The following is a 13,178-nucleotide window of genomic DNA, read 5'->3' on the forward strand; positions in this document are numbered from 1 at the left end:
TACGTCATGACAATTTCAGATTCAGGGCTGCCGACGTTAGACGCGGTTGCTGACAATAGCCCCCAAGTCACCAATGAGCCTCCCAAGCAGCCCAATGTGCATGAGCAGCGCTGGCAAAGTTATTTGCGCGATTGCAGTGAACTGATCAATATGGTCGACCCGCTAGAAGTCGCAGGTCGTATCGTCAAGGTGACTGGCCTGGTGATGGTCGCTACCGGTATCAAAATGCCAATAGGCGGTGCCTGTTTTATCCCGTTACAGGATGGAGGCCGGGTAGAAGCCGAGGTGGTGGGATTCGATGGCGAGAATTTGCTGCTCATGCCGCAAACCGCGTTGGAGGGGGTGACCCCGGGCGCCAAGGTGTTCAGCATGGAAATTGCTGAAACCGTGCCAAAACCCCAAATTGGCCGCCCGCCACGTCGACGTGCACAGGATAGAGCGCGCCATTTTCCGGTAGGGGATGGCTTGCTCGGACGCGTGGTCGATGCAGCCGGTAATCCGCTGGATGGTCTGGGCCCAATTCCGGGGGATGTGACCGCGCCGCTTAATGGCCGCGTGATTAACCCTTTGCAACGGGCACCGATTGAAGACACGCTGGATGTAGGGGTGCGTGCGATCAACGCCATGCTCACCGTGGGCAGGGGGCAGCGCATGGGCCTGTTCGCCGGCTCTGGTGTGGGTAAGAGTGTGCTGCTGGGCATGATGGCCCGTTACACCACTGCGGATGTGATCGTGGTCGGCCTGATTGGTGAACGGGGCCGCGAGGTACAGGAATTTATCGAGCAGATTCTGGGGCCGGAGGGGCTGGCACGCTCTGTGGTGGTCGCTGCACCTGCCGACGTCTCGGCATTGATGCGCTTGCAAGGCGCGAGTTATGCCACGGCCATTGCCGAGCGTTTCCGCCAGCAAGGCAAAAATGTGTTGCTGATTATGGATTCACTCACGCGTTATGCCATGGCGCAACGCGAAATTGCCCTGGCCATTGGTGAGCCACCGGCAACCAAGGGCTATCCGCCTTCTGTGTTTGCCAAATTGCCGGCACTGGTCGAGCGTACCGGCAATGGCGCCAGGGGCGAGGGCTCGATTACAGCGTTTTATACCGTGTTGACCGAAGGCGATGACCAGCAGGATCCGATTGCGGACTCTGCGCGCGCGATTCTGGACGGACACATCGTGTTGAACCGCAGCCTGGCCGAGAGCGGACATTACCCCGCCATTGATATCGAGCAGTCGATCAGTCGCGCCATGCACAACATTACCAGCAAAGAACATCAACAGGCCGCCCGCATGCTCAAGCAGTGGTACTCACGCTATCTGCGCAATCAGGACTTGATCGCGGTAGGGGCTTATCAGCCAGGATCAGACCCCATGCTGGATATCGCGATTAGAAAACGTGACGACATCAATGCCTTTTTACAACAAGACATTGATGAGTGTGCGGATATGCAGCATAGCCTGCAGCAATTAGCCAACACGCTAACCTTATAGCCCCTTTAAAGCGAGCCCATGGCCAAACAATCCACCCAAACCCTGACCTTGCTTAACCAGTTGGCTGCCGACGAGGTGGAAGCGGCGATGCAGGCGCTGGCCCAGGCCATGCAACAGCTGGAACAGGCGCAACAGCAGCAAGTCATGCTGGCGCAATATCAGCAGGAATATGAGCAGCAATGGCAGCAGGTAGTGCAAAACGGCCTTAAAGCCGATTTATACCGTAATTTTCAGGGCTTTTTCTCGCAATTGGAATTGGCGGTACGCACGCAAAATGCTCAAATCGAACAATGTCAGGCGATTGTCCAGCAGCAGCGGTTGCGGTTGCAGGAAAAACAGCGCAAGCAAAAGTCTTATGAAGTTTTGATTACGCGGGCTCAAACCTCACAGGCCAAGGCTGAAAACAAGCGTGATCAGAAAATGATGGACGAATTTGCCAGCCGCGCCAGACGAGCACGTTGGTAAATAGCCGGGAGTAATGTGATGGCCTTGATTAATTCACCAGTACTGCCTACCCAGGCGTCAGAGGCGCTTAAAGCGCCCATGACGTCGTCAGGCGGCCAGGAGCCGGTGTCACCCGATGCGTTTTCACAAACCTTGCGCCAGCAAATGGCCCAAGCCCAACCTGCTGCGCCTAAAGACAAGCCTGCTGCGCCCAAAGCGGAGAGCAACACTGAGCAAGGTGCTGTGTCGAATAAGGCGAGCGAACCGACTGAACAGGATGGCAAAGGCACTGCTGCCACGGGGACAGAAGTGGCCCCAACCGAAAAAAATATTCCCCATCGCACAGGCAAAACCACGGCCAAATCTAAAGCAGACGAGAACGCCAGTCAGGCAAACAGTGTCGCCAAAGAGACTTCTAGCGTGGTCTCACCTGCCATTGGAGGGATTGACCCTGCCAGTTTGACCGATGCCAAACCTGACCAGAAAAAAACCGGTGTTGGCACGACTGAGGATACCAGCGCTGCGGCTGCCGGCATCATGCCATGGATGCAGACCATGCTTGCGATGCGGGCCAATCAGCCCGCAGAGGCTGCAAAAGGTGGCGCCGAAGGGGTCGCATTGACCCTTAGTAACGGTCGCTTTGCAGCCGCTGGCTTCGATAAAGCCTCTAGCCAACACGGAATAACGAATGAGTTGCAGATCACGCCAGCCACCGACAAAGACACGCTGACAGCAGCGACCGCGGTTGTGCCAGACGGTAAGCAGCTCTCGAGTCTATCCACCAAATCAGAAAAGACGGCGGAAGGTTTTACAGCGCTGTTGAATAACGCCAAATCGACCAGCGCGGAGATTGTCTTGCCTAAAGGCATGGAGCAGGCCGTGCGTGCGCATGAAACGACGCAGGGCGCCAGTACATTGACCACGCCGCCCATGATAGAGGCCATGCAGCAGACGCCCTGGTTGCAATCGGCTGGCGTGACCGATTTGAGTCAGGTGGTCACCACCCAGATTACCACGCCGTTTACCGATGACCGTTGGCAAGCGGCAATTAACCAGCATGTGATGCAGATGGCCAGCCAGAGCGACGAAGTGGCTAGCCTGACCCTGTCGCCCCCGGATTTGGGGCCCATCCAGGTGGTGTTAAAGGTCGATAACCAGTCAGTGAATCCCAGTTTTATCACGGATAACCCTCTGGTGCGCCAGGCGCTGGAAGATGGCATGCAGGATCTGCGTGATCGCATGCAGTCCCAGGGCTTGCAACTGGGCCAGACCTTCGTCGGCAACGGGCAGCAAGCGCAACAGCATTTTGAACAGCAATCCAGCCGTGATTCTGCAAGGACTGCAGCCCCTGCGGCTGAGTCAGACACGGCGATCGCACCGCAAACGGCAGTCCAGCCACGTGTGGTACGTGGCCTGGTGGATACGTTTGTATAAGCATTGCTCCAGGCTGGCTAGCATGCCTTACCCAGCATAAAGGTCGATTTAACGCTGATTTTCCCCTTTTATCCGGCAATGTTTTGCTGGGCGCTCTCCGCATAATGACACCATATATCGTCAAGGTTTTACAGTAAGAAAGGTAGTGTCATGGCTCAAGAACCAGCAAAAGCAGACGGTGCAGCAGAGGCCGCCCCCAAATCCAAGAAAAAACTGATTGTGATCCTGGCCGTGGTGCTGGCGTTAGCCGCTGGCGGCGGCGCAGCAGCCTTCTTCCTGATGAAAAAACCTGAAGCGCATCAGGCCAAAGGCAAGCATGGTAGCAAGGCCGAGAAAGAGGATGGCCATGAAGAAAGTGCTGCTGAGGGCGAAGAGGAAGAGGCCGCAGCCGATGAAGAAGAGGAAGAGCATGAAAGCGGTGGTGGCGGTGGCCATGGTGAAGCAGGTGCGGGCCCGGCCTACTTGCAGTTTGAAACGTTTACCGTGAACTTGCTGCCTGATCCCGATGAAAAGTTTTTGCAACTGGACCTGACCATTGAAGCCAAAGACACTGCACTGGCCGACAAAATGAAGGCACAAATGCCGCTCATGCGTAACCGTGTATTGATGTTGCTCACCAGTAAAAAAGCATCGGATATTGCGACGCCTGAGGGCAAAGCTCAGCTCAGCGAAGAACTGCTGGCAGAACTGAAAAAACCTTTGAAAAAGGGGGGTAAACAACTCAAGATCAAACAGGTGTTGTTTACTTCATTTGTCATCCAGTAATGCCTGAGAATAACCATGTCTGCAGATAAATTCTTATCACAAGACGAAATCGACGCCTTACTTAAAGGGGTCGAGGGCGACGATGACAGTGATGCCTCCAGCAAGGATGAGTCTGGTGTTCGCAACTATAACCTGGCCACGCAAGAGCGCATTGTGCGTGGGCGCATGGCCACGCTTGAGATCATTAATGAGCGTTTTGCCCGGTTGCTGCGTATTGAGTTGTTCAATTTTCTGCGGCGTACAGTCGAAATCTCGGTAGGGCCGGTCAGGATCATCAAATACACGGACTTTATCCGCAATCTGGTGGTCCCCACCAATCTCAATTTGATTCACATGAATCCCTTGCGCGGCACGGGTGTGCTGGTACTGGATCCTACCTTGGTCTTTTTGCTGGTGGATAATATGTTTGGCGGCGATGGCCGCTTTCATACCCGGGTGGAGGGACGTGATTTCACCGAAACCGAGCAGCGGATTATTCAACGTGTGCTAAATATCTTGTTTGACGCCTACCAGAAAGCCTGGGCGCCTATTTATCCGGTGCAGTTTGAGTATCTGCGCTCGGAGATGAATACCCAGTTTGCCAGCATTGCCACCCCGAATGAAGTGGTGGTGGCGATTACGTTTAATGTGGAGCTGGGACCTAACAGTGGCGAAATCCATTTCTGTGTGCCTTATGCCATGGTGGAGCCGATCAAGGACTTGTTGACCTCGTCCCTGCAAGGCGAGAACCTTGGCGGTGACAAACGCTGGGTAAAAATGATGACCCAGCAAATCCAGGCGGCAGAAGTTGAAATTGTGGCCAATCTGACCACACGCAAGATGATGGTGGCAGACCTGCTTGCGTTAAAAGTGGGGGATGTCATTCCTGTGAATATTCAGGATACGGTAGAAGGACAAATCGATAACGTGCCCATTATGGAGTGTCGTTATGGCGTGTTTAACGGGCAATATGCGCTCAAGGTGGAAAAAATGATACGTGCTGACGGTAGTAGTCAGGAACAATTGCAAGGAGAGTCATAATGGCAATGGATCCCGCGACAAGTAGTAATGAAGAGGAATTGGATGCCGCACTGGCCAGCATGGGGATGCCTGAGTCGGAGGGGGTGCAAACCATTGCCGAGGATGACTGGGGCGCGGCCCTGGCCGAGCAAACCAAAGCCGAGTCCTCTGCATTGCAAGAGCCGATAGGCAAGGCCGCCGTCTTCAACGAGTTTAGCAGCAGCAACAAGCTCGAAGGCACCCAGAACGATATTGATTTTATTCTGGATATTCCGGTACAGCTGACTGTAGAGCTGGGCCGTACCAAGATTTCGATCAAGAACCTGCTGCAATTGGCGCAAGGTTCTGTGGTTGAGCTGGATGGCATGGCGGGTGAACCCATGGACGTATTAGTGAATGGCTGCCTGATTGCACAAGGTGAGGTGGTGGTGGTGAACGACAAGTTTGGTATCCGCCTGACCGACATCATTACCCCAGCAGAACGTATCCGTAAACTGAACCGCTAACTGTCCGGGATACTGATGCGTATGATGTATGCATGCAAATGGCTGCTGGCCGCCTTGGCTAGCTGGAGTGTTTCGCCGCTCGCCCTGGCTGCCGCGACAACAACGGCTGCCATGGTAGCCCCTAGCACCGGCGATACCTTGGGCCGTATGGTGTGGGGCACGGTGATCGTCTTGCTGGCGATTGCAGCGGTTGCCTGGTTCTTGCGCCGCGTCCTGCCTGGGCAAGGCCTTTCAAAAGCTGGTGTGATCAGGCAGGTTGGCGGCTTGCAATTGAGCCCACGCGAGCGGGTGGTGGTGCTTGAAGTGGGTGGCCGTTGGCTGGTGGTAGGGCTGCATGGTGGGCAAATGACCGCGTTGGGTGAGGTGAGTCCGACTGCCACTGAATCGGCTGCAGCCGACAGCACGCAGGCGGCAGAGCCTTCTGCCCAGGCGATCTCTGCTCAAGCGATTGTTGATCCGCAAGCTTCTTTTGCCGTGCGTTTGCAACAGGCGATGCAGGCCACCTTGCAAGACAAAGTCAAATCTTTCAAAAACAAGCCTTGAGTGGCTTATTTCCAGCCTTTGATTGGGCTGTCCCCAGCGTAGACTATCCCTAACTTATTTTAGAGCTTGTGCTGTCCAAAGATGGCGCAAGTCAGTGACGGGTATTGTTGCATGCGTTTACATTCCATCCTCAAGTCTTTGCAAGTCATGCTGCCAATCGCACTCCTGCTATTGTGGTCATCAGGCAGTCTGGCGGCAGAGGGCTTGCCCATCGGCACGGTGACGCCGGCGCCAGGGGGTGGCCAGGACTATACACTGAGCCTGCAAACGCTCATTCTGCTGACTGCACTCACGTTTATTCCAGCCGCCTTGCTCATGATGACCGGCTTTACGCGCATTGTGATTGTGCTGTCGCTGTTACGTCAGGCGCTGGGGACACAATCTGCACCGTCTAACCAGGTATTGATAGGCCTGGCCTTGTTTATTACCTTTTTTGTCATGGGGCCGGTATTTGACAAGATTTATACCGATGCCTACCAGCCGCTTTCCGAAAGTAAAATCACCATGCAGGAAGCGCTGCAACGCGGTGTCTTGCCGCTTAAAACCTTTATGCTCAAGCAAACGCGCGAGACCGACCTGGCCATGTTTGCCAATATGGCCCATAGCGAGTCCATCAATACGCCAGAAGAAGTCCCGCTCAGAATCCTGGTGCCTGCATTTATGACCAGTGAGCTAAAAACGGCGTTTCAGATTGGTTTTGCCATTTATATCCCGTTTCTGATTATTGATATGGTGGTGGCCAGTATCTTGATGGCCATGGGCATGATGATGATGTCACCGGCCGTGGTCTCTTTGCCTTTCAAGCTGATGCTGTTTGTGCTGGTAGACGGCTGGCAATTGATCCTGGGGTCTTTGGCGCAAAGCTTTGTCCTCTAACTCGTTTCTTTTTGGAGTATTGTATGAGTCCAGAACAAGTCCTGACCTTGGGCAGTGAAGCCATGCAGACCACCTTGCTGGTGGCAGCGCCGGTATTGGGCACTGCGCTGATCATTGGTCTGGTGGTCAGTATTTTTCAGGCGGCCACACAAATCAACGAGCAGACCTTGTCTTTTATCCCCAAGCTGGTAGGGGTGATGGCGATCTTGCTATTGGCCGGGCACTGGATGCTGATGACGCTGGTGGATTACATGCACCATATCTTTACCATGATTCCACAGCTGGTCAATTAACGAGGGCTGCCTCGCCAGATGCTGACGATTCATGACTCAGACCTGCAGCAGTGGGTGGTACAGTTTCTCTGGCCGCTGACACGTATCCTCGGCTGCATTGCCGTGGTGCCATTATTTAGTCATCCCTCCATTCCCAACCGCATTAAACTCACAATCGGCTTTATCATTACGCTGGCACTGGTGCCTGGCATCCAGGTGCCTAATATTGCCGTGCTGTCATGGCAAGGCTTGTTCTCATTACTTGCACAGTTTTTGATCGGCATCAGCATGGGCTTTGTCATGCGGCTCATGTTCACTGCCGTCGAGCTGGCTGGCTTTATGATGGGGATGAGCATGGGGCTGGGCTTTGCCAGCTTTTATGACCCGCATACCGAAGGGCAAACCATCGCCGTCGCCCAGATGCTGACCATGCTGACCTTGATGGTGTTTATGAGCCTGGACGGGCACTTGATTGTCATTGCAGTGATGATGCAGAGTTTTGAAACCATGCCGATAGGCATGACGCACTGGCAACTGAATAGCCAGGCGATTGCAAGCATTGGAGGTCATATTTTCTCGCAAGGCTTGCTGATGTCTTTGCCCGTGATTGCCAGTCTGCTGATTACCAACATGGCGCTGGGCGTATTAACCAAAGCCGCCCCTCAACTCAACCTGTTTGCCATGGGCTTTCCAATCACGATCGCGGTCGGGTTTATCATGATTTTGCTCGGATTACCTTCTCTGATTCATCCGGTCGAGGACTGGATGATCGATGCGCAGCAATACATGCTGCAAGTGTTGCATTAGTCTCACTGATTTACCAATCGCGCTTTAGACGTATTGTTTGGATTGATCCATGAAAAAGCCGATTGCTGGTAAGCGATCGGCTAAAATCAGTGCGATACCGGTCTGAATTAAATAAACTGGAACAGTGACAGTTTAGAGGTCGAAACAAACGACTTCTGAGCGGCTTCCATAATGGTATTCTTTTTAGCCAGGTCAGACAGTGCTTGCGTGTAGTCCAGGTCTTGCAAGTCGGAAAGTACCTTAGAGTATTGCAGGGATATATCATCGCCTGTGTCATCCAGAATCTGGATTTCATTGAGTTGGCTACCAATTTGCGCTCTGGTATCAAGAATACTGTCCAGGGATTTGTCTGTATTCTGCAGAGCAGTTGCCAGGCCATTGGTGAAGTTGGTGCGGGATGTTGCATCAGTAATCGGTGTATTGAGCAACGTAATTGCCTGTTGCATGTTGGCAAATAAATTATTGCCATTGGCATTGAACACGCTATCACCTGTAAACGTGGTCGGCATGGTCCGGTTATCGTCAATCTGCAAATTCATACGCGAGGTCTCCCCCTGGAAAACACCCGCACTGGTAAATGCCGCCTTATCTGTAGTAAATCCTGAGTAGATAAAATTACCCATGGAGTCTTTGGCGTTGGCCAGACTGATCAGGCTATCCAGGCGCCCTTGCAACTCAGTCGCAATACTTTGGCGCTGTGAATCGTTATAGGTGGCGTTACCCGCGGCCGTCAGCGAACTCTTGATATTTAACACCAGGTCAGTCACGGACGATAAATTGGTTTCATAGTTTTCGAGCATGCTACTGGCCGTTTTTCGCGTCTCAGCAAAAGTGTCCTTCATGCTCTTGTTATTGTTGATCTCGATAATCCTGGCAGAGGCAACCGGGTCATCCGCTGGCGAGCGGACTTTCTTGCCTGAAGAAATTTTTTCATTCAGATCATTCACGTCACTTTGTAGGCCCATGAGGCGGTTGGTGCCATTGGCATAGATCGTATTTGTACTTAATCTCATAGTGACATCCTTACTCGATGTGATTTACCCAGTTCTGAATTTATCTGCCCAGACTTAGCAGGGTATCGAACATATTACTGGCGATTTGCATCATTTTGCCTGCCGCTTGATAGGCTTGCTGATAGCGTAGCAGGTTGGCAGCCTCTTCATCCAGGTTGACCCCTGATTGTGACTGCATGGCCGAGGTGGCATTATCCAGCGCAGTTTTGTCGGCCTGGTTAATGATGCTCATCTGGTTGGCTTTAATCCCCACCGCACTGGTGGTGAGGGCATAAGCCTGTGCAAAGGTTCTGTTGGTAGAGCTGGCATTCACCCTGACGAAGTTCTGATTCTGTAAATCAGCCAGTTTTAGCGCATTGGTGTTGTCGCTTTCCCCTTTAGAAGGGTTGTCGGCCAATGCCAGCTTTTCCACATCCGTTACCGCCAGGGTCAATCCGCTGGCAGCATACTGGGTAGGCTTAATCAGGTAAGAGTCGCCATTGGTCGGTGAACTGGTATTCGTGTTAATGGTGATGCCATCCTGATTGAATGGCAAGGTTACATTTGTCCAGACGTACTTATCATTTTGGCGCGTGATATTGTACTGACCATTCACATACTCCAGGGTGTAGTTGCTGCTGGTCAGTTGTGAAGGGTCCGTGATCGCGACAGAGGCCTGTTTGCTCTGGTCAGTATTATTGCGGTTACTGATCGCGACCGGACCAGCAATATTAAACATATTCTGGCCAACGGTACCGGTCAGGTCTGTGCCCTGTTTGTGCTGGTTGTTAAACGCCGTGGCAAAGGTAATCGCCAGTTGTCCCAGCTGGTTTTGTACCGTGTCTAGCGTTTCATCCCTGAATTGCAATGCGCCGCCCAATGCGCCGCCCGTCAGAGAGCCGCTTATGGGTTTAGGCGAGCCAGAAGCACCATAACCGACTTCAAGTCGGGTGCTATCTGTGTCATTGGGTACCGCATACAGGTCTTGGGATTGATTGCCCAGTACAATCGGGATGCCATTGCCGATGGAAACGTTGTAAGTGTTATCTTGCTGTGGCAGGACTGTCGTTTTGATCTGTTCACTGATTTTTGCGACGAGCAAGTCACGCTGGTCCATCAGGTCATTGGGCGGATTACCAGTTGAACTAAACGCTTGCTTGATTTTTTCATTCAGATCCGCAATAGAGCTGGCATAGCTGTTAATGGTTGCCACACTGGTTGAAACTTGCGTATTGATATTCGAACGCATTTCATCCAGACGCGAATTGACTGCGGTAAAGCGGCTCACCAAGGATTGCGCATTGGAAATGACCGTTTGCCGGGTGGCGATATCCGAAGGGTTTGCAGCCGCAGCGCTGACAGATCTGAAAAAGTTGGTCATCACCGCGCTCACGCCGGCTTTGTCATCAGACAGCAGGCTATTAACTTCATTAATGCCTTGTAAATATACCGAGCTTGAACTTTGGTTACTGGTTGTATTAATCACTTGTTTGGCCAGCACGTCATCGTAGGAGCGCACGATGGTCCCAACCTCGGCGCCTTGACCAAGGTAACCGTTACCAAAACTTTGTGCGGCTGCTGCCTTTTGAACAATAGACTGCCTGTTGTATCCAGGCGTGGATGCATTGGCAATGTTATGTCCCGTGGTTGCAATGCCTAGCTGAGCGACGGTCAGCGCACTTTTCCCAACGTTTAATACATTCATATGCTATAGACCTTTCGGGCAAGCGGATGGATGACCGCTTAAAAACGGTCATCAACATCACGATTAAGTTGCCTAACGGCAATGTTTTCAAATACTTTAATTTCAACTTCGCAAATGATTAATCACTTGCGTCAGTTTTTTGCCATATTGCGGATCAGTCGCATAGCCTGCACGCTGCAGCGCATGGGCATAAGCGCTGGCATCATGCGTGTTATTCATGGCTTGTTGATAGCGCGGATTTTGCGAAATCATTTTGGCGTAATCCTTGAATGCATCACTGTAGCTGTCGTAGGCACGGAATTTTTCCACTTTGGTTTGCTTGACGCCATTCACGTACTCGGTGGTGGTACTACTGACGACTTTGCCTTTCCAGCTGGCATCAGCCTTGATGCCGAACAGGTTATGGCTGTTGACGCCATTCTCTGTTTTAATTTCATGTTTACCCCAGCCGCTTTCCAGTGCAGCCTGGCCGATCATAAATTTGGCAGGAATGCCAGATGCGTTACTGGCTGCCTGCGCATGTGGCAGCATGCTTTGAATGAATTGCTGGGTTTTGCCAGCGACTTCACGCATCGCGGTCGCCAACGGCGCCTGGGGCAGGGTAAAGCCTTGCACATTGGCTTGTGTTTCTTCAATCAAAGGCGGCAATTCCGGGATGCCACGTGCCCAGGCGGTATCGCTGGCTGGCGCTGTGGACTGAGTATCAGCAGCTTCCCATTGTTGATACGCTTCACGGATTTTTTGTGTTGCTTGTGCCAGCACGGCTTGGGCATGGGTGGGGACTGCGCTCTGCACCGTTGCACTGCTGACTTTGTCAGTGGCTTTATTCGCCTTGCCCGATTCGTTACCGCTTGCGGGCGTGTTGGTATCCACGGGATGTCCGTTGAGTTTACTCAATTGCCTGACCAACACATCAGTGAGACCCAGGCCTTTCTGGCTCAAATGGGTACTCAATTGTTGATCAAGCATGCCGGTAAACATTTTGCTTTGTTCGTTATCGGCAAAGCCTTCTTGCGGGACGGTATCGCGCATGCTTTTGAGCATCATGTTCATCAAAATACCTTCAAACTGACGTGCCACTGCACGAATGGTTTCAGGCGAGTCATTTTTGGCTCGCTTGAGGCTATTCAGCGCACTGCCGTCTATGGCCAGGCTATTTGGATCGACACGTGGTTGCATGAGCGCCTCCCGTTTAAATCACCTCAAGCTCGGCATTCAATGCACCGGCCGCTTTCATGGCCTGCAGAATTGCCAGCAAGTCCTGCGGCGTCGTGCCAATGGCGTTGAGTGCTTTGACCACATCTGCCAGGTTGGCCCCATTGTTGAGCTTGAGCACTTTGCCAGGCTCTTTGTTGATATTGATCTCAGACACTGCAGTAGACACCGTTTGGCCGTTAGAGAATGGGCCAGGCTGGCTGATGACCGGTGAGGTATTAATGACCACTGACAGGTTGCCATGCGAGACGGCGCAACTATCCAGCGTCACGGCCTTGTTCATGACCACGGAGCCGGTGCGTGCATTGAGAATAATTTTGGCAGGCGTTGCCGCCAGCGCTACATTAATGGTTTCGAGATTGGCTAAAAATGAGACACGGCTCATGCTCTCAGGTGGGCGAACCTGGATCACGCGGCCGCTCTCGGCTTGCGCAGTCATCGGGCCAAACTTTTTATTGATGGCTTCCACGACGTTATTGGCGGTTGAAAAATCACTTTCTTTAAGCTCAAGCCTGACAATATCCTGGCTGAGCAGGGTGTTTGGCAATGCGCGCTCTACGGTCGCCCCTTCAGAAATCCGGCCCACGCTCAGATGGTTAATCTGGGTCTGGCTGCCATTGGCTGAAGCGCCGACCCCGCCGACCACCAGGTTACCCTGCGCCATGGCATAAATCTGGCCATCTGCACCTTTGAGCGGTGTCATCAGCAAGGTGCCACCCCGCAAGCTTTTGGCGTTGCCCATGGAGGAAACGGTCACATCCAGTGTTTGTCCTGGTTGCGCAAAAGGGGGCAGGGCACTGGTGACCATGACGGCGGCAATATTTTTCAGCATCAGGTTGGTCCCGGGTGGAATCGTCACACCGAGCTGGTTCATCATGCTGATGATACTTTGGACGGTAAACGGGGTTTGTACTGTCATGTCACCTGTGCCATCCAGACCGACGACCAGACCATAGCCAATTAACTGGTTGCTACGCACGCCCTGGATGTTGCTGATGTCTTTGATCCGTTCTGCGTGGGCATTATCGGTGTTGACGATGGTCACGCTGAGGAATAACAGCATGCACAACAGTTCTTTTCTGTAGTCATAAAAAGACCGTAACAGGGTGCGTGCGTTGCTGGGGCGTGTTTG

14 protein-coding genes are annotated in these 13,178 nt (G+C 52.7%); 10 read left to right on the forward strand and 4 right to left on the reverse strand.

Annotation, left to right across the window (positions count from 1 at the left end; genetic code table 11):
• Nucleotides 1-6: 6 nt before the first annotated feature.
• The 10 genes from fliI to fliR all read left to right on the forward strand — a co-directional run bounded on the left by fliI (nt 7) and on the right by fliR (nt 8,134).
• Nucleotides 7-1,488, forward strand: coding sequence for a flagellar protein export ATPase FliI (fliI, locus tag Q9292_RS13135; RefSeq protein WP_313988821.1), 1,482 nt, complete (start codon nt 7-9; stop codon nt 1,486-1,488).
• 18 nt (nt 1,489-1,506) lie between these two features.
• Nucleotides 1,507-1,953, forward strand: coding sequence for a flagellar export protein FliJ (fliJ, locus tag Q9292_RS13140; protein ID WP_194746927.1), 447 nt, complete (start codon nt 1,507-1,509; stop codon nt 1,951-1,953).
• 18 nt (nt 1,954-1,971) lie between these two features.
• Nucleotides 1,972-3,366, forward strand: coding sequence for a flagellar hook-length control protein FliK (locus tag Q9292_RS13145; RefSeq protein ID WP_313988824.1), 1,395 nt, complete (start codon nt 1,972-1,974; stop codon nt 3,364-3,366).
• Nucleotides 3,367-3,516: 150 nt separating this feature from the next.
• Complete coding sequence (locus Q9292_RS13150; RefSeq protein WP_194746925.1) at nt 3,517-4,131, forward strand: flagellar basal body-associated FliL family protein; 615 nt, start codon at nt 3,517-3,519, stop codon at nt 4,129-4,131.
• A 15-nt stretch (nt 4,132-4,146) separates the two neighbouring features.
• Nucleotides 4,147-5,151, forward strand: a complete 1,005-nt coding sequence (gene fliM, locus Q9292_RS13155; RefSeq protein ID WP_194746924.1) for a flagellar motor switch protein FliM — start codon at nt 4,147-4,149, stop codon at nt 5,149-5,151.
• Nucleotides 5,152-5,210: 59 nt separating this feature from the next.
• The gene (fliN, locus tag Q9292_RS13160) at nt 5,211-5,636 is read left to right on the forward strand and encodes a flagellar motor switch protein FliN (RefSeq protein WP_194747501.1); all 426 of its coding nucleotides are present in this window, start codon (nt 5,211-5,213) and stop codon (nt 5,634-5,636) included.
• Nucleotides 5,637-5,657: 21 nt separating this feature from the next.
• A complete protein-coding gene (gene fliO, locus Q9292_RS13165; protein WP_313988829.1) occupies nt 5,658-6,179 on the forward strand; it encodes a flagellar biosynthetic protein FliO in 522 nt (173 codons plus the stop codon).
• 111 nt (nt 6,180-6,290) lie between these two features.
• Complete coding sequence (gene fliP / locus Q9292_RS13170) at nt 6,291-7,055, forward strand: flagellar type III secretion system pore protein FliP (protein WP_255521171.1); 765 nt, start codon at nt 6,291-6,293, stop codon at nt 7,053-7,055.
• Between the two features lie 23 nt (nt 7,056-7,078).
• Nucleotides 7,079-7,348 carry a flagellar biosynthesis protein FliQ gene (gene fliQ, locus Q9292_RS13175; protein WP_194746923.1) on the forward strand — a complete coding sequence of 90 codons (270 nt, stop codon included), beginning with the start codon at nt 7,079-7,081 and terminating at the stop codon, nt 7,346-7,348.
• A gap of 18 nt (nt 7,349-7,366) precedes the next feature.
• Nucleotides 7,367-8,134: a flagellar biosynthetic protein FliR gene (fliR, locus tag Q9292_RS13180; protein ID WP_194746922.1), complete on the forward strand. Its 768-nt coding sequence runs from the start codon at nt 7,367-7,369 to the stop codon at nt 8,132-8,134.
• 107 nt (nt 8,135-8,241) lie between these two features.
• On the opposite strand, the gene flgL is transcribed toward fliR, so the two are convergent.
• The 4 genes from flgL to Q9292_RS13200 form a co-directional block, all read right to left on the reverse strand.
• Nucleotides 8,242-9,147 (reverse strand): flagellar hook-associated protein FlgL, encoded by a 906-nt coding sequence (flgL, locus tag Q9292_RS13185; protein ID WP_194746921.1) that lies wholly within the window; start codon nt 9,145-9,147, stop codon nt 8,242-8,244.
• Nucleotides 9,148-9,187: 40 nt separating this feature from the next.
• Nucleotides 9,188-10,831 carry a flagellar hook-associated protein FlgK gene (flgK, locus tag Q9292_RS13190; RefSeq protein ID WP_194746920.1) on the reverse strand — a complete coding sequence of 548 codons (1,644 nt, stop codon included), beginning with the start codon at nt 10,829-10,831 and terminating at the stop codon, nt 9,188-9,190.
• A 102-nt stretch (nt 10,832-10,933) separates the two neighbouring features.
• Complete coding sequence (gene flgJ / locus Q9292_RS13195) at nt 10,934-12,010, reverse strand: flagellar assembly peptidoglycan hydrolase FlgJ (protein WP_313988836.1); 1,077 nt, start codon at nt 12,008-12,010, stop codon at nt 10,934-10,936.
• A 13-nt stretch (nt 12,011-12,023) separates the two neighbouring features.
• Nucleotides 12,024-13,109: a flagellar basal body P-ring protein FlgI gene (locus Q9292_RS13200; protein ID WP_275356364.1), complete on the reverse strand. Its 1,086-nt coding sequence runs from the start codon at nt 13,107-13,109 to the stop codon at nt 12,024-12,026.
• Between the last annotated feature and the right edge of the window lie 69 nt (nt 13,110-13,178).

This window comes from Methylophilus sp. VKM B-3414 (assembly GCF_032248435.1).
GTDB classification, from domain to species: domain Bacteria; phylum Pseudomonadota; class Gammaproteobacteria; order Burkholderiales; family Methylophilaceae; genus Methylophilus; species Methylophilus glucosoxydans.